Source organism: Streptomyces sp. NPDC030021 (genome assembly GCF_055574035.1).
The window spans coordinates 543,171-565,041 of sequence record NZ_JBVIAH010000003.1 but is presented as its reverse complement, the minus strand read 5'-3'; the positions used below and the strand labels follow the sequence as shown (position 1 = coordinate 565,041).

Annotated in this window: 15 protein-coding genes; 2 read left to right on the top strand and 13 right to left on the bottom strand. The window is 71.8% G+C overall.

All coding sequences use genetic code 11. From position 1 onward, the window contains the following. Window positions 1-18 precede the first annotated feature (18 nt). From ACZ4YL_RS08625 to ACZ4YL_RS08605, 5 genes are all read right to left on the bottom strand, one after another. A complete protein-coding gene (locus tag ACZ4YL_RS08625) occupies window positions 19-1,347 on the bottom strand; it encodes a serine/threonine-protein kinase (RefSeq protein ID WP_468114769.1) in 1,329 nt (442 codons plus the stop codon). A gap of 91 nt (window positions 1,348-1,438) precedes the next feature. Continuing rightward, window positions 1,439-3,391: an acyl-CoA dehydrogenase family protein gene (locus tag ACZ4YL_RS08620; RefSeq protein WP_468114767.1), complete on the bottom strand. Its 1,953-nt coding sequence runs from the start codon at window positions 3,389-3,391 to the stop codon at window positions 1,439-1,441. 288 nt (window positions 3,392-3,679) lie between these two features. Next, entirely contained in the window at window positions 3,680-5,125 is a 1,446-nt protein-coding gene (locus tag ACZ4YL_RS08615; RefSeq protein ID WP_468114765.1) for an aldehyde dehydrogenase family protein, read from the bottom strand. 163 nt (window positions 5,126-5,288) lie between these two features. Beyond that, the gene (locus tag ACZ4YL_RS08610; protein WP_468114763.1) at window positions 5,289-6,869 is read right to left on the bottom strand and encodes a PucR family transcriptional regulator; all 1,581 of its coding nucleotides are present in this window, start codon (window positions 6,867-6,869) and stop codon (window positions 5,289-5,291) included. A 127-nt stretch (window positions 6,870-6,996) separates the two neighbouring features. Beyond that, on the bottom strand, window positions 6,997-9,345 hold the full coding sequence (locus ACZ4YL_RS08605) for an ATP/GTP-binding protein (protein ID WP_468114761.1): 2,349 nt from the start codon (window positions 9,343-9,345) through the stop codon (window positions 6,997-6,999). 257 nt (window positions 9,346-9,602) lie between these two features. On the opposite strand from ACZ4YL_RS08605, the gene gabT reads away from it, so the two are divergent. Beyond that, a complete protein-coding gene (gene gabT, locus ACZ4YL_RS08600) occupies window positions 9,603-10,949 on the top strand; it encodes a 4-aminobutyrate--2-oxoglutarate transaminase (protein WP_030012869.1) in 1,347 nt (448 codons plus the stop codon). 142 nt (window positions 10,950-11,091) lie between these two features. After that, complete coding sequence (locus ACZ4YL_RS08595) at window positions 11,092-11,889, top strand: phosphatase PAP2 family protein (protein WP_468114760.1); 798 nt, start codon at window positions 11,092-11,094, stop codon at window positions 11,887-11,889. Here the strand turns inward: ACZ4YL_RS08595 and ACZ4YL_RS08590 are convergent. The 8 genes from ACZ4YL_RS08590 to ACZ4YL_RS08555 form a co-directional block, all read right to left on the bottom strand. After that, complete coding sequence (locus ACZ4YL_RS08590) at window positions 11,855-13,618, bottom strand: chitinase (RefSeq protein ID WP_468114851.1); 1,764 nt, start codon at window positions 13,616-13,618, stop codon at window positions 11,855-11,857. The two genes, ACZ4YL_RS08595 and ACZ4YL_RS08590, sit on opposite strands and share 35 nt — an antisense overlap. 112 nt (window positions 13,619-13,730) lie before the next feature. Further along, window positions 13,731-14,195 carry a hypothetical protein gene (locus ACZ4YL_RS08585; RefSeq protein WP_468114758.1) on the bottom strand — a complete coding sequence of 155 codons (465 nt, stop codon included), beginning with the start codon at window positions 14,193-14,195 and terminating at the stop codon, window positions 13,731-13,733. Window positions 14,196-14,388: 193 nt separating this feature from the next. Then, window positions 14,389-15,807, bottom strand: a complete 1,419-nt coding sequence (locus tag ACZ4YL_RS08580; protein WP_468114756.1) for an NAD(P)/FAD-dependent oxidoreductase — start codon at window positions 15,805-15,807, stop codon at window positions 14,389-14,391. Between the two features lie 42 nt (window positions 15,808-15,849). Continuing rightward, the gene (locus tag ACZ4YL_RS08575; RefSeq protein ID WP_468114755.1) at window positions 15,850-16,656 is read right to left on the bottom strand and encodes an ABC transporter permease; all 807 of its coding nucleotides are present in this window, start codon (window positions 16,654-16,656) and stop codon (window positions 15,850-15,852) included. Next, the gene (locus tag ACZ4YL_RS08570; protein WP_468114753.1) at window positions 16,656-17,585 is read right to left on the bottom strand and encodes an ABC transporter permease; all 930 of its coding nucleotides are present in this window, start codon (window positions 17,583-17,585) and stop codon (window positions 16,656-16,658) included. The genes ACZ4YL_RS08575 and ACZ4YL_RS08570 overlap by 1 nt, the downstream gene beginning before the upstream one ends. After that, window positions 17,582-18,730 (bottom strand): ABC transporter ATP-binding protein, encoded by a 1,149-nt coding sequence (locus ACZ4YL_RS08565; RefSeq protein WP_468114751.1) that lies wholly within the window; start codon window positions 18,728-18,730, stop codon window positions 17,582-17,584. The genes ACZ4YL_RS08570 and ACZ4YL_RS08565 overlap by 4 nt, the downstream gene beginning before the upstream one ends. Window positions 18,731-18,879: 149 nt before the next feature. Beyond that, window positions 18,880-20,130, bottom strand: a complete 1,251-nt coding sequence (locus ACZ4YL_RS08560; RefSeq protein ID WP_468114749.1) for a polyamine ABC transporter substrate-binding protein — start codon at window positions 20,128-20,130, stop codon at window positions 18,880-18,882. A 70-nt stretch (window positions 20,131-20,200) separates the two neighbouring features. Then, the gene (locus ACZ4YL_RS08555; protein ID WP_468114748.1) at window positions 20,201-21,718 is read right to left on the bottom strand and encodes a gamma-aminobutyraldehyde dehydrogenase; all 1,518 of its coding nucleotides are present in this window, start codon (window positions 21,716-21,718) and stop codon (window positions 20,201-20,203) included. Window positions 21,719-21,871 lie beyond the last annotated feature (153 nt).

Sequence of the window (21,871 nt, the reverse complement as noted above, 5' to 3'; positions counted from 1 at the left end):
CCCCATTGTTGCCGCAAGTCATGAGCGGCCGGACACGGAGCCCCCTTCCGTTACCCGCAGAAGCAGGTGCGGGAGCGTTCCGGCGAACTCCGGGAGCGTCCGGGCGACGCTCCACCAGGCTTCCGGGTCCTCGTCGAGGGCCAGGGCCAGCAGCTGGTCGGCCTCGGTGTGGGAGGCGAGGACGGCCGCGGGGCGGTCGTGCCGGTCGGGATGGTCCACGTCGCCGAGCCAGTGGTCCTGGTCGAGGGCCCAGCAGGCGGGCAGCTTGTGCCGGATCACGTCGTGGCCGGTGAGCAGGCCGCGGTCGATGCAGTCGCGCACCCAGCGGATGTCCTCCGCGACGCTGTCCATCGGTACGGCGAGGCTCGTCAGGGCCAGCTCGCGCTCCACGCCCCCGTAGGGCTCGCCGGCCGTCGGCGTCAGGTGGCGTACGGCGCGGACGAGGTCGGGGCCGGGCTCACCCGCGTCGGCCGGCTCGGGCACGGTGCCGTCGGCCAGTGCGGCGACCAGCGCGGGCAGCGGGCCCCCGTAGCCCGGGGCGTGCCTCAGCAGCTCCGCCCACAGCCGGGGATCGTCCCCCAGCGGGCGCAGGGCCCGCAGGACGGCCGTCTGCATGCCGGCCTGTTCGGGCAGGGTCCAGCGCAGGCCGTGGGTGCCGGGGAGGCGGGCGAGCAGCAGGGTCCGGTGCGCGGGGGCGACGTGGGTGACGAGTTCCTCGTGCGTGACCCGTCCCATCCGCACGGCGCGGACGGCGGGCCGGTGCCAGGAGCGACCGTCCGGCGGCGCCGCCGGACGCGCCAGGAATGCGTGGACGGTCTCCGGGGGCAGGTCCGCGACGAGCAGCAGGGCCTCGACCGCGCCGGCCGGCAGCGGCTCGCGGAGGTGCTCGGCGAGCAGCAGCTCGGGGTCCGGCCGGTACCCCAGCGCCAGGATGTCCAGCGGGACCCGCGGCCCGCGCCTGCCGTGCCGGCGCAGCAGGCCGGCCAGCTCGGCCGCACCGAGCGGTTCCTCGCCGGGGTCCCTTCCGAGTTCGGCGCGGAGCACCGGCAGGAGTTCGGGCGGGGTGCGGCGGCGGGCGTAGCGGGCGGGTCCGGGCAGGCCGGGCAGCGGCCGGCCCACGACCCGGGGGTTGCGCGCGATGAAGGTCCGGTCGGCCGCGCCGCCGTGGCGCAGCAGCAGGGTGACGGTCGAGGCCGACAGCCACTCGTCCCGGCACAGGTATTTGCGGGTGGGCTCGTCCAGCCTGCCGATCATGTCGGTGACGATGTGGTCCGGTGCGTGGCGCAGCAGGTGCGCCACGCACCAGGCCAGCCGTCGGCTGGTGCGGTCTTCCTCGGCCGTCGGCATCGTTCTCGTCCGCCTCGCGCTGTGCTCGTACGCGTACCAGTACTCGTACTCATCCTCGTACGTCTGTCCGACGTCCGGCGATGATCGCAGGTCAGCGGATGGGGCGGTGCACGTTTTTCTGTGTCGAAGGTCCGGGCGCCGCGTCCGCGATCCAGGGGCCCTCGCCGGAGGGGTCGAGGACGCCCTCCTCCAGCCATGCGTAGGTGCCGGACAGGACGCCCGCGACCACCTTGCGGTCGAGGTCGTCGGTGTTGGACCAGAGCCGGCCGAAGAGCTCCTCCACGCGCAGCCGGGACTGCTCGCAGAACGCGTCGGCCAGCTGGTAGGCCTCACGGCCGTGGGCGCCGGTGGCGCGCAGGTGCTCGGCGCGGACGCAGGCCGCGCTCATGGCGAAGAGCTCGGCGCCGATGTCGACGATCCGGCCGAGGAAGCCCTGTTTGGTCTCCATCCGGCCCTGCCAGCGGGACATGGCGTAGAAGGTCGAGCGGGCGAGTTTGCGGGCGCTGCGCTCCACGTAGCGCAGGTGGGTGGAGAGGTCGGGGTGGCCGTTCGGGTGGAAGGCGCGGTAGGTGCCGGGGATCTGGCCGGGGCCGGTGGCGAGCTTGGGCAGCCAGCGGGCGTAGAACCCGGCGGCGCGGGCTCCGGCCTTCGCCTTGTCGCCGAGTGCCTTCTCGGGGTCGATGAGGTCGCCCGCCACCGCGAGGTGGGCGTCGACGGCCTCGCGGGCGATCAGCAGGTGCATGATCTCGGTGGAGCCCTCGAAGATCCGGTTGATGCGCAGGTCGCGGAGCATCTGCTCGGCGGGGACGGCGCGTTCGCCGCGGGCGGCCAGGGACTCGGCGGTCTCGAAGCCGCGCCCGCCGCGGATCTGGACCAGCTCGTCGGCCATCAGGCAGGCCATCTCGGAGCCGTAGAGCTTGGCGAGGGCGGCCTCGATGCGAATGTCGTTGCGGTCCTCGTCGGCCATCTGGGAGGCGAGGTCGACCACCGCTTCGAGGGCGAAGGTGGTGGCGGCGATGAAGGAGATCTTGGCGCCGACCGCCTCGTGCCGCGCGACCGGGCGGCCCCACTGCTCGCGTACGCCGGACCACTCTCGGGCGATCTTCAGGCACCACTTCCCGGCGCCGACACACATGGCGGGCAGGGACAGCCGGCCGGTGTTGAGCGTGGTCAGGGCGATCTTGAGCCCGGCGCCCTCGGCGCCGATGCGCTGGGCGGCGGGGACCCGGACCCGGTGGAAGCGGGTCACGCCGTTCTCCAGGCCGCGCAGGCCCATGAAGGCGTTGCGGTGCTCGACGGTGATCCCCGGCGAGTCCGCCTCGACGACGAAGGCGGTGATCCCGCCGCGGTGGTTCTCGGCCCCTTCACCCGATTGACGCCGTGGGACGCGGGCCATCACGACGAGCAGGTCCGCGACGACCCCGTTGGTCGTCCACAGCTTCACGCCGTCGAGCACGTACGCGTCGTCCCCGTCCGGGACGGCCGTGGTGGCCAGGCGCGCCGGGTCGGACCCCACGTCGGGCTCGGTGAGCAGGAAGGCGCTGATGGCGGTGGTGGCGCAGCGGGGCAGGTAGGCGTCCTTCTGCTCCTGCGTGCCGAACATCTTCAGCGGCTGGGGCACGCCGATCGACTGGTGGGCGGAGAGCAGGGCCCCGATGGCCGGGCTCACGGAGCCGACGAGGGCCAGCGCCTTGTTGTAGTAGACCTGGGTGAGACCGAGGCCGCCGTACTTGGGGTCGATCTTCATGCCGAGGGCGCCGAGCTCCTTGAGACCGCGCACGGTCTCGTCGGGGATCTTCGCCTCGCGCTCGATGAGGGCCCCGTCGATGCGGGTCTCGCAGAACTCCCGCAGCCGGGCCAGGAAGGCCTCGCCCCGCCGGACGTCCTCGTCGGCGGGGAGCGGATGGGGGTGGATCAGGTCGAGCCGGAAGCGTCCGAGGAACAGTTCCTTGGCGAAACTGGGTTTGCGCCAGTCCTGTTCCCGGGCCGCCTCCGCGACCTGCCGTGCCTCGCGCTCGGTCACCTTGGGCTGTGTTGCGGACATGAGGGGACTCACCTCGCCGCCGAAGTCGGAAGTCGGGGTCCACCGGCATTACCAGCCGGTGCTACCTGTGAGTCGTACCCTCTCCGGCCCGCCGGGAAAAGCCGGGCCGTCCGAGCGAGGGAAATCCGGCCGGGCCGCGGGGCTACGCCCAGGCGGGTGAGCCGAAGGGGCGCGCCGTCCCGGAGCCGGCGAGAGCGCCCGGAGGCGAGACGAGCCCGGAGGGAAAAGGGGGACGGCCGGAGCCCCCGCACAGTAGGCTCCGGCCGTCGGCTTTGGGGCCGTACGAGATCAGATGTCGAGGCCGGTCAGGACCAGGACTCGCTCGTACGTGTAGTCGTCCATCGCGTAGCGGACGCCCTCGCGGCCCACACCGGACTGCTTGACGCCGCCGTACGGCATCTGGTCGGCGCGGTAGGACGGCGCGTCGCCGATGATCACACCGCCGACCTCCAGCTCGCGGTGGGCCCGGAACGCGGTCTGGACGTTGCGGGTGAAGACGCCGGTCTGCAGACCGAACTTCGAGTCGTTGACGGCGGCGAAGGCCTCGTCGGTGTTCTCGACCTTCTTCAGCGTCAGGACCGGTCCGAAGACCTCCTCGGTGGCGAGCTTGACGCCGTCCGGCACGTGGGCCAGGACGGTGGGCTCGTACGAGGCACCCGCGCGCTTGCCGCCGGCGAGCAGCTTGGCTCCGCCGGCCACGGCCTCGTCGACCCAGGACTCGACACGCTGGGCGGCGGCCTCGGAGACGAGGGGGCCGACGTCGGTGGCCGAGTCGGACGGGTCGCCGGTGACCTGGGCCTGAACCTTCTCGACGACCTTCTCGACGAGGCGGTCGTAGACGGAGGCGTCGGCGATCACGCGCTGCACGGAGATGCAGGACTGGCCGGCCTGGTAGTTCGAGAAGGTCGCGATACGGGTCGCGGCCCAGTCGAGGTCGGCCTCGGAGGACCAGTCGTCCAGGACGACGGCCGCGGCGTTGCCGCCGAGCTCCAGGGTGCAGTGCTTGTGGGGCACCGACTGCTGGATGGCGTAGCCGACGGTGTCGGAACCGGTGAAGGAGATGACGGGCAGGCGCTCGTCCTTGACCAGGGCCGGCATCTTGTCGTTGGCGACCGGCAGGACCGACCAGGAACCGGCCGGGAGGTCGGTCTCGGCGAGCAGCTCGCCCAGGATCAGACCGGACAGCGGCGTGGCCGGGGCGGGCTTGAGGATGATCGGCGCGCCGACGGCGATGGCCGGGGCCACCTTGTGGGCGCACAGGTTCAGCGGGAAGTTGAACGGCGCGATGCCGAGGACCGGGCCCTTGACGAAGCGGCGGGTCAGCGCGAGACGGCCGACACCACCGGCGTCGGTGTCGAGGCGCTGGGCCTCTCCGCCGTTGAAGCGGCGGGCCTCTTCGGCGGCGAAGCGGAACACGGACACCGCACGGCCGACCTCACCGCGGGCCCACTTGACGGGCTTGCCGTTCTCGGCGGAGATCAGCTGCGCGATCTCCTCGGTGCGCTCGGCGAGCCGCTTGGACACGTGGTCCAGGGCCGCGGCCCGTACGTGGGCGGGGGTCGCGGAGAACTCCGCCGTCACGGCGTACGCCGCGGCCACGGCCTCTTCGACCTGCTCGTCGGTGGGCACGCTGACGGCGCCGACCAGGCGGCCGTCCCACGGGGAGTGGACGTCGAAGCTGTCCTCGCCGGTGGCCTGGCGGCCGGCGAGCCAGAAGGCGTGGGTGGAAGTCATGCGAATCCCGGCCCTTCGGAAGTGTGCGGTGGGTCCTGACCCCTCCACCGTAGAACTCCCTCGGCGTTTCGGCGTTTGTCCCTGATGGAGCGGCGGGTCGTCGCGCTTCGCCGCTTTGTCACTGTCCAGCCCGCCGGGTGCGCGCCCTTACGAGTCGATACGGCTAGGACGGGGTCGAGGTCGCCTTGAGGGCGAGCCACAGCTCCATGCGGACGTCCGGGTCCTCCAGGGAGCGGCCGAGGATCTCCTCGACCCGCTTCATCCGGTAGCGCAGGGTGTGCCGGTGCACGCCGAGGTCGGACGCGGCCGCGTCCCACTGCCCGTGGCGGGAGAGCCAGGCCTGGAGCGAGGCCACCAGGTCGCCGCGCCCGGTCGCGTCGTGCTCCCGCAGGGCGCGCAGGGTGCCGTCCGCGAAGGCCCGTACGGCGTCGTCGGCCAGCAGCGGCAGGACCGAGCCCGCCGCCATGTCCTCGTGCTCCACCATCGGCCGGCCGCGGCGCCGGGCCACGGCCAAGGCCTGGTCGGCCTGTTTGAGGGCCGCCGCCACACCGCCCGGTCCGGCCGGCGCGGACAGGCCGACCACCAGCTCGTCCGGCTCCGGCCCGGCCGCGTCCCGGCCGCGCCGCGCCTCCAGTGCCTCCGCGTGGTCCATGCACGCCTGTACGGCCGAGCCCCCGTCGGAGGCCAGGACCACGAGCCGGCCCTCCTCCGGGACGACGAGCAGCGCCTCTCCGGTCCGGGCCGCCGCCGACTCCACCGTGTCGGACAGCAGTGCCAGGCCTTCCGGCTGCGCGGTCCCCGCCAGGGCCGGCTCGGCCACGACGAGCCGGAACGGTGCCTCCAGCAGGGCCCCGTACAGGTCTCCGGCCACGGCCCGCGCGTGGTCCGCCTCGCCCGCGAGCAGCATCCGCAGCACCGCCGCCCCCAGCCGGGACTCGGCGTCGCGCAGCGAACGCGAGCGCTCGGTGGTGAGGGTGAGCAGCGCGACGGCGGAGTGGACGGCGTACCGCTCGGCCGTGCCGAGCGGGGCCGCGGTACCGACGGCGAGCGCGCCGCGGGCGCGCCGGCCCGTGCCCAGGGACTGCAGTTCCACGCGGTCCTCGGAGCCGCCGACCACGGCGCTCGCGGGCGCCGGGCGCTCCCGCAGCCGTTCCACGTCGGGCGTCAGCCGGGCGGCGCGGCGCGCGGCCCAGTCGGGGGCGGCCGCGACGACCGCGCCCGAGGTGTCGTACAGCGCGGCCCAGCCGTGCACGTGTGCGGCCAGTTTCACCAGCAGCTCGGTGGGGCCGTCGACGGAGAGCGCGGCGCGCGTCAGCTCCCGCTGGGCCTCGAAACCGGCGGTGACGGCCCGGTACTGGTCCGCGGCGAGGGCCGCGGAGACCGCCTTGCTGATCGCCAGGAAGGGGGTCCGCCGCGGCACCTCCAGCAGCGGCATGTCCTCGGTCCGCGCGGCCTCGACCAGCGCCTCGGGGATCTCCTCGTAGTTGACGCCGATCGCGAAGCCGATGCCGACGACTCCGGCCGCGGCGAGGCGGCGTACGTAGGCGCGCATCTCCTCCGGGTCCCCCGCGTCCAGCTTCATCGCGGTGATCAGGAGCAGTTCCCCGCCCTCCATGTAGGGGACGGGGTCGGCGAGCTCGCTGACGTGGGCCCACCGCACCGGGGTGTCGAGGCGGTCCTCCCCGGCCCGGACGCCGAGCTTGAGCGCCGAGTGCTGGACGAGTGAGGCGAGGGTGAGCGGCATCGGTTACCAGTGGCCTTAGCGGGAGGGGGCGAGCGGGAGGGTCAGGAGGCAGACCGCCGACGGTTTTCGCCGTGTCGTACGAACGACTCCCCTCGATTCTGCCACCTCGTACGGGTCGGGGTGCGGGTCAGGACGTTCCGGCCAGGCGGACCAGCAGCGGAGCCGCCCGTTCCCCGCGCACCGAGGTCAGCGACAGGACCGCGTGCCCCGGCGGCACGGCGTGCGCCAGGTCCGAGGCGGACCACCGCTCGCGCTCCACCTGGCGCACGGTCACCGCGTCCGTGGTGACCGCCTTGCCGGTGACGAGCTTGCGGAAGGAGTGCATCAGGCGGGTGAGCGGCTGGTCGGCGAAGACGGTGCGATGGGTGACGTCCCGTGTCTCCACCCACTCGGTTCCCCAGGCCTCGGCGAAGCGCTTGCCGTCCCAGGTGGTGACCCCGGAGAAGGCCATCCGGCAGCCGACCGCCCCGAGCAGCGGCGTCCGCAGCGCCTCCGGTACGTCGTCCAGCGTGCGCAGCGTGAGCAGGACGCCCGCATGCGCCGAGCGCAGCCGCTGGACCCCCCGCACGGTCTCGGCGGTCAGGGTGTGCGAGGCGTCGTCGAAGGCGAGGAAGGCGAAGAGGGAGCGGTCGGTGCGGGCGGCCGCGGCGGCGTTGAACTGGGCGAGCAGCAGCCGGGCCAGCATCCGGGAGGCGTCGGCGTGCCCGCGTTCGGGCAGGTCCACGCGGACACGGATCGGGTGCTCCAGAGCGCGCAGCGAGAACGGCCGGCCCTGGCCGGTGGTGTCGAAGAAGCCGGCGAAGGCGGGCCGGTCCAACAGGGCCACCCGGTCGGCGAGGGCGGGGCCCGGGTCCGCCGGGGCGCCGTGCTGGCGGGCCCGGGCGTCGAGCTCGCGCAGCATGGCGTGCTGTCCGGCGAGGTCGCGGCGCAGCGCGTCGAAGGCGGTGGGGACCTGATCGAGCAGCTCGCGCAGTTCGGGCACGGTCGGGAAGCGGTCGTACGCCGCCCGGAACGGCCCGAGGAGCTGGGCGAGGGCGGTCGCGGCCCGGCGTACGTCGATCCCGGGGACATCCCCGACGAAGGCCTCGGCGAGCAGGGTGGCGGCCTCGTCGGGGTCGGTGGCGCCGCCGTAGAGGTCGAGGTCGTAGACGGAGGCGGGGTCGCCGACCCGGACCACGACGTCGAAGGCGGCGTCCGGCCCGAGCTGGGCGCCAGCCGCTCCGACGGCGACGACGGCGGCCTGGCCGGCGAGGGCCTGGAGCGAGAGCGACTCGACGACGGGCCGGACCAGCTGCCGGGTCTTGCCGGTGCCGGAGGGGCCGACGGCGAGCAGGGAGGTGCCGAGCACGTCGGGGTCGAGGGCGAGGGCGGTACCGCGGCGGGAGTACGGGTTGCGGGCGCCGTCCTCCACGGTGCCCAGCAGCACCTGCCGGGCCAGCAGATCGTGCCGGGCGGCCCGCACGGGCAGGTCCCGTGCCCCGGACGGGTGCACACAGGCCCCGGCGCCCTTGTCACGCACGGCGTCGGCGAAGGCCCGCATCCGCGAGGGGTCGACGCGCACGGAGTCCCAGGCCCGCCGGATCCGGGCGTAGTCCACGTCGTTCATCCGCCCACCCCCGGCCTCCACCTCCAGCCGCTCGGCAACCTCCCCCAGCCCGGCGGCCCGCAACTGCGGCCACCGCGCGGGGTCCTCCTCCTGCTCCTCGGCAGGTGTCGCCCGAGGGCGGGCCGGACGGGCCGGATTCGCGGCTGGCCGGATCCGGCGCAGCAGGCGGACCGCGCCGCCGAGCCAGGCGAAGGCCAGGACGACGGCCACGTCGATCGCGGTCTTCGCCGTACTGTCGAGCGCGAGGTTGGCCTCTTGGTCCGTGCCGTACGGCAGGAACGCGAAGACCAGCTGCCGGAGCGGCAGCTGGTGGTTGTCGACGAGGAGGAGCGTGACCCACGCCAGCGGTACGACCGCGAGGGCCGGTGCCCAGGGGCCGCGCTCGACGACCAGGCGCATCCATGCGGTCCGCCAGCTGCCGAGCCGGCCGAACCCGTAGAGGAGCGCCGAGACGAAGAGCAGCTCGTAGATCGGCTTGGCCCGCATCCCGCCCGTCCCCATGACCGGCTCCCCGTTCGCGGCGTACCAGCTGTCCGGCGTGAAGAGGTTGAGCGGTGCGTCCCAGAAGGGGATGTACGTGTTGCGCATCAGGGACCAGACGAGGACACACGCAAGGAAGGAGACGAGTGCTCCGGTGGCAAGAGCCCGGTCGGGGGTCGTCGGCGGTTCCACCGCCGCCCGCGGGAGGTGGCCGTAGCGCCATACGCCCGGCTCGGCGACCGGCCGGGGGGTGCGCAGCCAGTCGGCGACGGTCGGCCCCCGGCCCGGCGCGTGGCGCGGCTTCGGCGGATGCGCCTGTGGGGCGCCGGCAGGTCTCGGTACGCGATCCGAGCGGGTTGCCTGTCCGTCGTGCGTGCCGTCGGTGTCCATGAAACCCCTGCCCCCTGCCCGTGCCTGCGCTGCGTCGCTCAATGTAGTTGCCCGGCGTCGGCCGTGGGCCCGTACCCGCGCTCCGATGCGCCGCGCCGCGCCGTCCGCAAGACGCGCGCACGGGTCCTTCCTATGGCCGTCACGGACAAGGACACGCGGTGATCACTACCGAACGGAGCATGCAGGACCACCGCTCGCGGGCCTAGCCTGCGGACAAAGAGACAAGTGCGTCCGAAAACACCCCCCAGGAGCCCCCTATGACCGCTGTTCCGCAGGAGCGCAAGATCGTCACGGCGATCCCCGGCCCCAAGTCGCAGGAGCTGCAGGCCCGCCGCCTGCAGACCGTGGCCGGTGGCGTGGGCTCCGTGCTGCCCGTCTTCACGGCCCGCGCGGGCGGCGGCATCATCGAGGACGTCGACGGCAACCGCCTGATCGACTTCGGCTCCGGCATCGCCGTGACCTCGGTCGGCGCCTCCGCCGAGGCCGTCGTGCGCCGCGCCTCCGCGCAGCTCGCCGACTTCACCCACACCTGTTTCATGGTCACCCCGTACGAGGGCTACGTCGAGGTCTGCGAGGCCCTCGCCGAGCTGACCCCGGGCACCCACGCCAAGAAGTCGGCCCTGTTCAACTCCGGCGCCGAGGCCGTCGAGAACGCCGTCAAGATCGCCCGTTCGTACACCAAGCGCCAGGCCGTCGTCGTCTTCGACCACGGCTACCACGGCCGTACGAACCTCACCATGGCGCTGACCGCGAAGAACATGCCGTACAAGCAGGGCTTCGGTCCGTTCGCCCCCGAGGTCTACCGCGTCCCGGTCGCCTACGGCTACCGCTGGCCCACCGGTGCCGAGAACTGCGGCCCCGAGGCCGCCGCCCAGGCGATCGACCAGATCACCAAGCAGATCGGCGCCGAGAACGTCGCCGCGATCATCATCGAGCCGGTCCTCGGCGAGGGCGGCTTCATCGAGCCGGCCAAGGGCTTCCTGCCCGCGATCGTGAAGTTCGCCAACGACAACGGCATCGTCTTCGTCGCCGACGAGATCCAGTCCGGCTTCTGCCGCACCGGCCAGTGGTTCGCGTGCGAGGACGAGGGCATCGTCCCGGACCTGATCACCACCGCCAAGGGCATCGCGGGCGGTCTGCCGCTCGCCGCCGTGACCGGCCGCGCCGAGATCATGGACGCCGCGCACGCGGGTGGCCTGGGTGGCACCTACGGCGGCAACCCGGTGGCGTGCGCCGGTGCGCTCGGCTCCATCGAGACCATGAAGGAGCTCGACCTCAACGCCGCGGCGAAGAAGATCGAGTCCGTCATGAAGGCCCGTCTGACGGCCATGCAGGAGAAGTACGACATCATCGGCGACATCCGCGGCCGCGGCGCCATGATCGCGATCGAGCTGGTCAAGGACCCGGTCTCCAAGACCCCGTTCCCGGAGGCGGCCGGCGCGCTCGCCAAGGCCTGCCACGCCGAGGGCCTGCTCGTCCTCACCTGTGGCACCTACGGCAACGTGCTCCGCTTCCTCCCGCCGATCGTCATCGGCGAGGACCTGCTGAACGAGGGCCTGGACCTCATCGAGGCCGCGTTCGCGGCCATCGGCACGGCCATCTGATCGAACGGCTAGAACGTGCGCACGCCGCGACCGGCACCTACCGGCGGTAACGGGCGGACGCTGTGAAGAAGCTGTGGGGGGCCGATGGCGGGAGCGCGATCCTGCTGTCGGTCCCCCTTTCGCTGCCGTACGGTTTCTGCAGATGAGTGAGACACCCCGCTCCAGGGAAACCGGGGGCGACACCAGTACTGGGCTTCCCCAGCACCGTACTGGGCATGCGTTCGCGCACACTCCTCACCGATCGGACAGCCGTTCGCCCCAAACCCCCCGGGGCGCCCGGCAACCCGATCCGGGCGGCCGTCCCGGAACCATCCCCCCTGTTCCGGGACGGCCGGCCACTCCTCTCCTGATCGCCGCGGTCTGCGGCCTCCTCTTCTCCCTGGTCACCTGGCAGGTGCTGGTCTCCGGCCCGCTGCTGACCCCGGACCACGCGCTGAGCCGCGCCCTGGTGCGCTCGGTCCCGGACTCCGTCACCGAGCGCCTCTCGGACCTCGGCAACATCCCGGTCGCCGTGCCCGTCCTCGTCCTGGCCATGGCCTACGCCGCCCGGCGCGGTCGGGCGTTCGCCGCCGGGGCCGCGGGCCTGGCGATGGCCCTGGTGCCGGCCCTGGTCATCCCGTTCAAGGAGTGGACCGCCCGGCCCGGACCCCTGGAGCCCTGGGCCGCCGGCTACTTCCCCTCGGGCCACACGGCCACCGCCGCCGTCGCCTACCTCGGCGCGGCCCTGCTCGTGCGCCCGTACACCCGCCGGGCATGGCCGACGGCCGCCGCCCTGGTCCTCACGGGGGCGACGGCCGTCGGGCTGATCCTGCGGGGGTGGCACTGGCCGCTGGACGTACTGGCCAGCCTGCTGCTCTGCACTCCCCTGCTGCTCGGCGTGGCGTGGGCCGGCCGGGCGGGATGGCTCAGCCTCCGAAGTACGCGTCGAAGTTCCGGCTGAACTCCCAGCCTCCGAAGCGGTCCCAGTTGATCGACCAGGTCATCAGGCCGCGCAGCCCCGGCCAGGTGCCGTGGGGTTGGTAGGTCCCGCAGTCGGTCTTCTTCGTCAGGCAGTTCAGCGCCTTGTTCACCTCTGCGGGCGAGGTGTGGCCGTTGCCCGCGTTGGCCGTGGCCGGCAGGCCGATGGCGACCTGGTCCGGGCGCAGGGCTGGGAAGACCCGGGCGGTGTTCCCGGCGACCGGGAAGCCGGTGAGCAGCATGTCGGTCATGGCGATGTGGAAGTCCGCGCCGCCCATGGAGTGGTACTGGTTGTCGAGGCCCATGATCGAGCCCGAGTTGTAGTCCTGGACGTGGAGCAGGGTGAGGTCGTCGCGCAGGGCGTGGATGACCGGGAGGTACGCGCCGGCGCGCGGGTCCTGGCCGCCCCAGGGGCCGGAGCCGTAGTACTGGTAACCCAGCTGGACGAAGAAGGTCTCCGGGGCCATGGTCAGGACGAAGTCCGGTCCGTAGCGGGCCTTCAGGGTCTTCACGGCCGAGATCAGGTTGACGACCACCGCGGTGGTGGGTGCCCGGAAGTCGGTGTCCCCGGTGGCCAGGGACAGGGAGTGGCCCTCGAAGTCGATGTCCAGGCCGTCGAGGCCGTACTCGTCGATGATCTTGCTGACGGAGGAGACGAAGGTGTCCCGGGCGGCCGTGCTCGCGAGCTGGACCTGGCCGTTCTGGCCGCCGATCGAGATCAGCACCTTCTTGCCGGCCGCCTGCTTGGCCTTGATGGCTGCCTTGAACTCCGCCTCGGATTCGACGTTCGGGCATTCCTCGAGAGGGCAGAGCCGGAAGCGGATGTCGCCCGAGGTCACCGAAGTGGGTTCGCCGAAGGCGAGGTTGATGACGTCCCAGGAGGCCGGCACGTCGGCCATCCGGACGTATCCGGAGCCGTTGGCGAAGCTCGCGTGCAGGTAGCCGACGAGCGCGTGCGCGGGGAGGCCGCCCCCGCCGCCTCCCCCGCCACCGGGCGTGGTCGCGGAGGCGGGCGCGCTCTGCGGGGAGGCGCCCGCCGCGTTCACCGCACTGACCCGGAAGGTGTACGTGGTGGCCGCGGCGAGGCCGGTCACGGCCGCCGAGGCCGAGGTGACGGACAGCGGCGCCGCGCCGTCCCGGTGGACGGTGTACGAGGTGGCGCCCGGGACCGCCGACCAGGACAGCGCGACGGACGTCGACGAGGTGGCGGAGGCGGTCAGGCCGGTGGGGGCGGCCGGGGGCCGGGGCTGCCCGGGACCGCCGGGGTCCGGGCCGACCAGGGTGAGGTCGTCGGTGAGATGGGCGGGCTGGCCGTACCAGCCGTGGGTGTAGACGGTCACCGAGGTCGTGGACGGGCCGGTGCGGAAGGTGGTCGTCAGCTGCTTCCACGCACCCGGCGTCTGCGTCCAGGTCGACACGTCGGTGGTGCCGGTGCCGGTCGCGCCGAGGTAGACGTACGCGCCCTGCACCCACGCGCCGAGCGTGTACGCCGAGTCGGGCTCGACGGTTACGGTCTGGGAGCAGCGGGCGTTGTCCTGGCCGGCCGGGGTGGCCCTCAGGGCGGAAGTTCCGCCGTGGACGGGTGTGGTGACGACGGCTCCGCTGCCGCCGGAGCAGCTCCAGCCGTCGAGGCCTGCCTCGAAGCCGCCGTTGCGTACGAGGTCGGCGTCGGCCGCCGCGGCGGGCGGGCCCGCGGCGAGGAAGCCGGCCACCGCGAGGGCGGCGGCCGCGAGGAGGGGTAGGGCTCTGCGCACAACTGCCTCCGGTGCATGGTGGGATGGAGGGGGTCAGCGGCGCCCAAGATGGTCCAGACCAATGCCCTTGTCAAGACTTCCGGCCCTCCTTCGCCGGCACGCTCGCGGCCGCCTCGTGCATCGCGAGCTCCAGCACGGCCGGGTCGGTGAGCGTCCCCTCGCCGTCCGGGAGCACCAGCCAGCGCACCCCGCCGGCCGCCCGGCCGGGATACGGGACCACGATCCAGCTGCCGCGCCCGGCACCCCGTACGCCCGTGCCGAGCCACCGCGACGCCGTGCCCGCGGGCACGAAGAAGCCCACCCGGGAGTCGCCGAAGTCGGCGAGCACCGGGCCGGGCCGGTCGAGCAGCAGGCGGAGCACGTCGAGGGTAGGCCGCCCCAGCTCCCCGGGCAGGACCAGCACGTCCCAGCGCCGGCCGGCGGGCAGCAGGACGACCCCGAGGGGGTTGCGCTCCCACTCCCACCGGCAGGCGTCCGGATCCGGCGCCACCGATGCCAGCCAATCCACTGCCGTCTTGGCCCCCGGAATCGTCATCGCCCGGCCTCCGCTCCCTGTAGGTGAGGGGTTCTCACCTGGAGAGAGCGGGGCCGGGCGCAGGTATGACGCGGGTTTCGTTACTCCATGGCAGTGAACCGGGTCACACGGTGACGGCGGTCCGCGCCGGACGCGCGGCTCGGGACGGCGCGCGCGGTGGGCGCGCGGCTCGGGGCTCGGGGCTCGGGGCGGGCTAGCTGTCGAAGCCGAGGCCGAAGCGGTCGAGCGTCTTGAGCCACAGGTTGCGGTGTCCGCCGCGGGCGTCCGCGCGGGCCAGCGACCACTTGGTGAGCGCGATCCCGGTCCAGGCGAAGGGCTCGGGCGGGAACGGCATCGGCTTGGACTTCACCATCTCCAGCCGCGTGCGCTCGGTGGAGAGCCCGTCCAGCAGGTCCAGCATCACCTCCGCCCCGAACCGGGTGGCCCCCACGCCGAGGCCGGTGTAGCCGGCCGCGTAGGCCACCTTCCCCGAGTGCGCGGTGCCGAAGAAGGCGGAGAAGCGCGAGCAGGTGTCGATGGCGCCGCCCCAGGCGTGGCTGAACTTCAGCCCCTCCAGCTGCGGGAAGGCCGTGAAGAAGTGCTCCGCGAGCTTGAGGTAGGTCTCGGGGCGGTGGTCGTACTCGGAGTCGAGCTTCCCTCGGTAGGGGTAGATCGCGTCGTAGCCGCCCCACAGGATCCGGTTGTCACGGGTGATCCGGAAGTAGTGGAACTGGTTGGCGCTGTCGCCGAGCCCCTGCCGCCTCTTCCAGCCGATCGCGGCCAGCTGGGCCTCGTCGAGCGGCTCGCTCATCAGCGCGTAGTCGTAGACCGGGACGGTGAACGGGCGGACCCGGCGGACCAGTGAGGGGAAGATGTTGGTGCCGAGGGCGACCCGGCGCGCGAGGATCGTGCCGTAGGGGGTCGTCACCGTCATCCCGGAGCCGGCCGCGGCCAGCTTGAGGCCGCGGGTGTTCTCGTAGATCCGCACCCCGAGCTCCAGGCAGGCCCGCTTGAGGCCCCAGGCCAGCTTCGCCGGATTGAGCATGGCGACGCCGTCGCGGTCCCAGAGGCCCGCGAGGAAGGTCGGCGAGTCGACCTCGGCGCGCACCGCCTCGCCGTCCAGCCATTCGGAGCCGTCGGCGAGGCCTAGGCGCAGCGCCTCCTCGTGCAGTTCGCGCAACTCCTCGACCTGGTGCGGTTCGGTGGCGACGTCGATCTCGCCGGTGCGCTCGAAGTCGCAGTCGATGCCGTAGCGGGCGACGGCCTCCTCGATGGCGTCGAGGTTGCGGGCGCCCATCTCCTCCAGCTTGGCCAGCTCGCCGGGCCAGCGGGCCATTCCGTTGCTGAGGCCGTGGGTGAGGGAGGCGGCGCAGAATCCGCCGTTGCGGCCGGAGGCGGCCCAGCCCGCCTCCTTGCTCTCGATCAGTACGACGTCCCGCCCGGGGTCGCGCTCCTTGGCGATCAGGGCGGTCCACAGTCCGCTGTAGCCGCCGCCGATGACCAGCAGGTCGCAGCGCTCGTCGGAGGTCAGCGCCGGCTCGGGGGCCGGCTTGCCGGGGTCGTCCAGCCAGTACGAGACCGGCTTCGCTTCGGAAAGGGATTTCGCAACACTACGCATGGCGACTGGGGCCATGGCTTCCAACTCCCTACGGAACTGATGACGTGCTTTCCCGAATTACTTCGGTTGTGCCTTCTTGCGGCGGTTGCCGACCATCTGGCCGGCGAGGACCACCAGCACCGCGATGACGAACATCGCCGTACCGATGACGTTGATCTGCACGGGCGTACCGCGCTGGGCCGATCCCCACACGAACATGGGGAAGGTGACGGTGTTGCCCGAGTTGAAGTTGGTGATGATGAAGTCGTCGAAGGAGAGCGCGAAGGAGAGCAGCGCGCCCGCCGCGATACCGGGTGCCGCGATCGGCAGGGTGACCCGTACGAAGGTCTGCACCGGGCCGGCGTAGAGGTCGCGGGCGGCCTCCTCCAGCCGCGGGTCCATGGACAGGACACGCGCCTTGACGGCGGCGACGACGAAGCTGAGGCAGAACATGATGTGCGCTATCAGGATCGTCCAGAAGCCCAGCTGGATGCCCATGTTGAGGAAGAGCGCGAGCAGCGAGGCCGCCATCACGATCTCGGGCATGGCCATGGGCAGGAAGATCAGCGAGTTGACCGCCCCGCGCGCCCGGAAGCGGTAGCGCACGAGCGCGAAGGCGATCGCGGTGCCCAGCGCGGTCGCGACGATGGTGGACCAGAGGGCGATCTGGAGCGAGAGGGACAGGGAGCCGCACATGTCGGCGACCCCGCAGGGGTCCTTCCACGCGTCGAGGGAGAACTCCTGCCAGGCGTAGTTGAACCGCCCGGTGGGGTTGTTGAAGGAGAAGACGGTGACGACGACGTTCGGCAGGATCATGTACGCGAGCGTGCCGAGGCCCGCGATGACGACCAGGTTGCGCCGGAGCCAGGTGAGGGGATTGCGCATCAGACCAGGTCCTCCGTCCCCGCTCGGCGGATGTAGATGGTGACCATGATCAGCACGATGGCCATGAGAATGAAGGACAGCGCGGCCGCCGTCGGGTAGTCGAGGATCCGCAGGTACTGCGACTGGATGACGTTGCCGATCATCCGGGTGTCCGTGGAGCCGAGCAGTTCGGCGTTCACGTAGTCGCCGCTCGCCGGGATGAAGGTGAGCAGGGTCCCGGAGACCACGCCCGGCATCGAGAGCGGGAAGGTCACCTTCCGGAAGACCGTGGCGGGGCGTGCGTACAGGTCCCCGGCCGCCTCGTGGAGGCGGGTGTCGATGCGCTCCAGCGAGGAGTACAGCGGCAGGATCATGAAGGGGAGGAAGTTGTACGTCAGACCGCAGACCACCGCGAGCGGCGTGGCAAGCACCCGGTCCCCCTCGGTCATGCCGAGCCAGCTGGTGACGTCCAGGAAGCCGATGTTGTTGAGGACGCCGACCACCGGGCCGCCGTCGGCCAGGATCGTCTTCCAGGCCAGCGTGCGGATCAGGAAGCTGGTGAAGAACGGGGCGATGACCAGGACGAGGAGCAGGTTGCGCCAGCGGCCGGCCTTGAAGGCGATCAGGTAGGCCAGCGGGTAGCCGAGCAGGAGGCACAGCGCGGTCGCGGTGCCCGCGTAGAGCAGCGAGCGCAGGAACTGCGGGTAGTACTCGGTGAAGGCGTCCCAGTAGGTCCCGAAGTGCCAGGTGACCTGGAAGCCCTCTTCGAGGGAGCCGGTCTGCACCGAGGTGGAGGCCTGGTAGACCATCGGCAGCACGAAGAACACCAGCAGCCACAGGATGCCGGGGAGCAGCAGCCAGTACGGGATCAGCCGCTTGCGCAGGGACGCCTTGTGCACCGGGGGTTCGGTGGAGGCGGGCGCCTGGGGCGGCGCCGCGGTCGTCGTCATGCGCTCTCCTCCACCGTTTCGATGCCCGCGTCGATGTCCTGGGCCGCGTCGAGGCCGAAGGTGTGCTCCGGGTTCCAGTGGAGGATCACCTCGGCGCCCGGCACCAGGCGGCCGTCCCGCTCGATGTTCTGGGCGTACACCTCCAGCTCCGGACAGACCTGGCTGTCGATGACGTACTGGGTGGAGACGCCGATGAAGGAGGAGTCGGCTATCCGGCCGGTGACCTTGTTTCGGCCGGCCGCGATGGTGTGCTCCTCGTCGGCGTGGACCAGGGAGATCTTCTCGGGGCGCACCCCGACCAGGAGCTTTCCGCCCGCGCGGGGGGTGGTCGAACACCGGGCGGCGGGCAGCCGCAGGGTGGTACCGGAGGCGGAGACGACGACCTCGGGGCCGGCGGAGTCCACCGAGGCCTCGATGAGGTTCGAGGTGCCGAGGAAGTTGGCCACGAAGGTGGTGCCCGGGTTCTCGTACAGCTCAGCGGGGGCGCCCAGCTGCTCGACGCGGCCGCCGTTCATCACGGCGACCGTGTCGGCCATGGTCATGGCCTCCTCCTGGTCGTGCGTGACGTGCACGAAGGTGATGCCGACCTCGGTCTGGATCCGCTTGAGCTCCAGCTGCATCTGGCGGCGCAGCTTGAGGTCGAGGGCGCCGAGCGGCTCGTCGAGGAGAAGGACCTGCGGGTGGTTGATCAGCGCGCGGGCGACGGCGACGCGCTGCTGCTGGCCGCCGGAGAGCTGGTGCGGCTTGCGCTGGGCGAACTGGCCGAGCTGGACCAGCTCCAGCATGTCGTCGACCTGCTTCTTGACCGACTTGACGCCGCGGCGGCGCAGCCCGAAGGCGACGTTCTCGAAGATGCTCAGGTGCGGGAAGAGCGCGTAGCTCTGGAAGACCGTGTTGACCGGGCGCTTGTACGGCTGCAGGTCGGTGACCTCCCGGTCGCCGAGGTGCACCGTGCCGGTGGAGGGCTCCTCCAGGCCGGCGATCATGCGCAGGGTGGTGGTCTTCCCGCAGCCCGAGGCGCCGAGCAGGGCGAAGAAGGAGCCCTGGGGGATGGTGAGATCCAGCGGGTGCACGGCGGTGAAGGTGCCGTAGTGCTTGCTGATCCCGGAGAGGCGGACGTCGCCGCCCGCGGTCTTGTCAGTCATGGATGGTCCCGGGGTTGGGTGGGTCAAGGGGTCGAAGGCTCGGCGAAACGGAGCGGAGCGGGCCGGAGCGGGCCGGGCCGCGCCGCCGCCGGAGAGGTCCGGCGGCCGGCGCCGCGGTCCGGCGGGATCGGCCCGCCGCAAGGCGTGCGTCAGGCGCCGATGAGCTTGGCGAACTTCTCCTCGTACGCCGTCTCTTCCTCGCTGGTGAGGGAGCGGAAGGCGTGGGCCTTGGCGGCCATCGCCTTGTCCGGGACGATCAGGGGGTTGTCCGCGAGCGCGGGGTCGATCTTGGCCAGCTCGTCCTTGACGCCCTCGACCGGGCAGACGTAGCTGATGTACGCGGCCAGCTGGGCGGCGATCTCGGGCTCGTAGTAGAAGTCGATGAGCTTCTCCGCGTTGGCCTTGTGCCGGGCCTTGGCGGGGACCAGCAGGTTGTCGCTGGAGGTGATGTACCCGGGGGCGGGGATGGCGTACTTGATGTCCGGGTTGCCGGCCTGGAGCTGGATGATGTCCCCGGCCCAGGCGAGGCAGGCGGCGATGTCGCCCTTGTCGAGGTCGGAGGTGTAGTCGTTGCCGGTGAAGCGGCGGATCTGGTTCTTGTCCACGCCCTTCTGGAGCCGGCCGATGGCCTCGTCGAAGTCGGCGGTGGTGAATTTCGCCGGGTCCTTGCCCTGGTCGAGCAGGGTCATGCCGACGCTGTCGCGCATCTCGGTGAGGAAGCCGACGCGGCCCTTGAGGGTGGGGTCGTCGAGCAGCTGGGTGACGGAGTCGACCTTCTTGCCGCCGGTCGCCTTCTCGTTGTAGGCGATGACGGTGTCGATGCCGGTCCAGGGGTAGCTGTAGGACCGTCCCGGGTCCCAGTCGGGGGTGCGGAACTGCGGGATCAGGTTGGCGTAGGCGTGCGGGAGGTGCGCGGGGTCCAGCTTCTGCGCCCAGCCGAGGCGGATGATGCGGGCGGCGAGCCAGTCGGTGACGACGATCAGGTCGCGGCCGGTGTCCTGGCCGGCCGCGAGCTGGGGGCGGATCTTGCCGAAGAACTCGACGTTGTCGTTGATGTCCTCGGTGTACTTGACCTTGATGCCGGTCCGCTTGGTGAACTCCTCCAGCGTGGGACGGCTCTTCTCGTCCTCGCTGGTGTCCATGTACTCGGTCCAGTTGGAGAAGTTGATCTCCTTCTCCTGGGCCGAGTGGTCGTCGGAGGCCACTGCTGCGTCGCCCTCGCGTTTGGCGGGCGGGATCCCGCACCCGGTGAGGGCGGACAGCCCTCCGAGGGTGAGCGCTCCGACTCCGGAGGCGCGCAGCAGCGAGCGGCGGGTGAGGGCGCCGCGCCCGCTGGTGAGGCTGCGCCGCATCGCGGCGAGTTGCGCCGCCGAGAGGCGGTCGGGCTCGAACTGCTCCATGCGCTGTGCCCTTTCGGGAGGTGTACCGCTGGTCAGGCGGTGGGCCCACGCGGCGATGAGCCGCAGATGGTTACGGACGGTCCCCGAAGATCGTGCGGTGCCAGTCCTTCTCGGCTACCGCGGTGTTGTCGTACATCACGTGCTTGACCTGCGTGTACTCCTCGAAGGAGTAGGTCGACATGTCCTTTCCGAAGCCGCTGGCCTTGTAGCCCCCGTGGGGCATCTCGCTGATGATCGGAATGTGGTCGTTGACCCAGACGCAGCCCGCCTTGATCTCGCGGGTGGCCCGGTTCGCCCGGTAGAGGTCACGGCTCCAGGCGGAGGCCGCGAGTCCGTACGGGGTGTCGTTGGCCAGCGCGATGCCCTCGTCGTCGGTGTCGAAGGGCAGGACGACGAGGACCGGGCCGAAGATCTCGGACTGGACGACCTCGCTGTCCTGGGCGGCGCCGGCGATGAGGGTGGGCCGGTAGTACGCGCCCTCGGCCAGGTCCCCGGACGGGATCTCGCCGCCGGTCACGACGGTGGCGTAGGCCCGGGCGCGCTCGACGAACCCGGCGACCCGGTCGCGCTGGGCGTGCGAGACCAGCGGGCCCAGGTCGGTGGTGGGCGCGAAGGGGTCGCCGAGGCGGACGCTCTCCATCAGCTCGGCCACCCGGGAGACGAAGGCGTCGTGCAGGGGGCGCTGGACGTAGGCACGGGTGGCGGCCGTGCAGTCCTGGCCGGTGTTGATGAGGGAGGCGGCGACGGCGCCGTGCGCGGCGGCCTCCAGGTCGGCGTCGTCGAAGACGAGGAAGGGGGCCTTGCCGCCGAGCTCCAGGTGGAGCCGCTTGACGGTGGCGGTGGCGATTTCGGCGACCCGCTTGCCGACGGCGGTGGAGCCGGTGAAGGAGGTCATCACCACGTCGGGGTGGCCCACCAGGTGCTCTCCGGCTTCACGGCCGGCGCCGGTGACGATGTTGATCACGCCGTCGGGCAGGCCCGCGTCCTTGGCCGCCTGCGCGAACATCAGGGAGGTCAGCGGGGTGAGCTCGGCGGGCTTGAGGACGATGGTGTTGCCCGCGGCGATCGCCGGGAGGATCTTCCAGGCGGCCATCTGGAGCGGATAGTTCCAGGGCGCGATCGAGCCGACGACCCCGATGGCCTCACGGCGTACGTACGAGGTGTGGTCGCCCGAGTACTCGGCGGCCGCCTGCCCCTGCAGGTGCCGGGCGGCGCCCGCGAAGAAGGCGGTGTTGTCGATGGTCCCCGGTACGTCGAACTCCGTGGACAGCTTGATCGGCTTGCCGCACTGGAGGGACTCGGCGTAAGCGAAGTCCTCCGCCTGCTCGGCCAGGACGGCCGCCAGCCGGTGCAGGGCGTCCGAGCGCTCGCCGGGGGTGGCGCCGGACCAGCCCGGGAAGGCCCTCTTGGCGGCGGCGACGGCCTCGTCGACGTCCGTGGTGCTCGCGAGCTCGTAGGTGAGGACCTCGTCGCCGGTCGCAGGATCGACCACGGTGTGTGACTGTCCGGACGTGCCGGACCTCAGCTGCCCGTCGATGTACTGCGCGCCGTCTGCGAAGCGGTCTTTGACCTGGAAGCGGTTGCCCATAACGCTCTCACGCTCTCCGTAGCTACAGTTCGAGCTACAGCTCGAATTGAGTGCCGATCCTGACAGAGGTGGTGCCCTCGGCCAAGGGATTCCGTTGTTTCCTTTTGATTACGCGACGGAATCGGTCGACCATGTGTCGAGGCACACCGAAAA

Bases quoted from the DNA above. Each gene is read 5' to 3' on its own strand.
- ACZ4YL_RS08625 (WP_468114769.1), bottom strand. From the start codon at position 1,347: ATGCCGACGGCCGAGGAAGACCGCACCAGCCGACGGCTGGCCTGGTGC.
- ACZ4YL_RS08620 (WP_468114767.1), bottom strand. From the start codon at position 3,391: ATGTCCGCAACACAGCCCAAGGTGACCGAGCGCGAGGCACGGCAGGTC.
- ACZ4YL_RS08615 (WP_468114765.1), bottom strand. From the start codon at position 5,125: ATGACTTCCACCCACGCCTTCTGGCTCGCCGGCCGCCAGGCCACCGGC.
- ACZ4YL_RS08610 (WP_468114763.1), bottom strand. From the start codon at position 6,869: ATGCCGCTCACCCTCGCCTCACTCGTCCAGCACTCGGCGCTCAAGCTC.
- ACZ4YL_RS08605 (WP_468114761.1), bottom strand. From the start codon at position 9,345: ATGGACACCGACGGCACGCACGACGGACAGGCAACCCGCTCGGATCGC.
- gabT (WP_030012869.1), top strand. From the start codon at position 9,603: ATGACCGCTGTTCCGCAGGAGCGCAAGATCGTCACGGCGATCCCCGGC.
- ACZ4YL_RS08595 (WP_468114760.1), top strand. From the start codon at position 11,092: ATGAGTGAGACACCCCGCTCCAGGGAAACCGGGGGCGACACCAGTACT.
- ACZ4YL_RS08585 (WP_468114758.1), bottom strand. From the start codon at position 14,195: ATGACGATTCCGGGGGCCAAGACGGCAGTGGATTGGCTGGCATCGGTG.
- ACZ4YL_RS08580 (WP_468114756.1), bottom strand. From the start codon at position 15,807: ATGGCCCCAGTCGCCATGCGTAGTGTTGCGAAATCCCTTTCCGAAGCG.
- ACZ4YL_RS08575 (WP_468114755.1), bottom strand. From the start codon at position 16,656: ATGCGCAATCCCCTCACCTGGCTCCGGCGCAACCTGGTCGTCATCGCG.
- ACZ4YL_RS08570 (WP_468114753.1), bottom strand. From the start codon at position 17,585: ATGACGACGACCGCGGCGCCGCCCCAGGCGCCCGCCTCCACCGAACCC.
- ACZ4YL_RS08565 (WP_468114751.1), bottom strand. From the start codon at position 18,730: ATGACTGACAAGACCGCGGGCGGCGACGTCCGCCTCTCCGGGATCAGC.
- ACZ4YL_RS08560 (WP_468114749.1), bottom strand. From the start codon at position 20,130: ATGGAGCAGTTCGAGCCCGACCGCCTCTCGGCGGCGCAACTCGCCGCG.
- ACZ4YL_RS08555 (WP_468114748.1), bottom strand. From the start codon at position 21,718: ATGGGCAACCGCTTCCAGGTCAAAGACCGCTTCGCAGACGGCGCGCAG.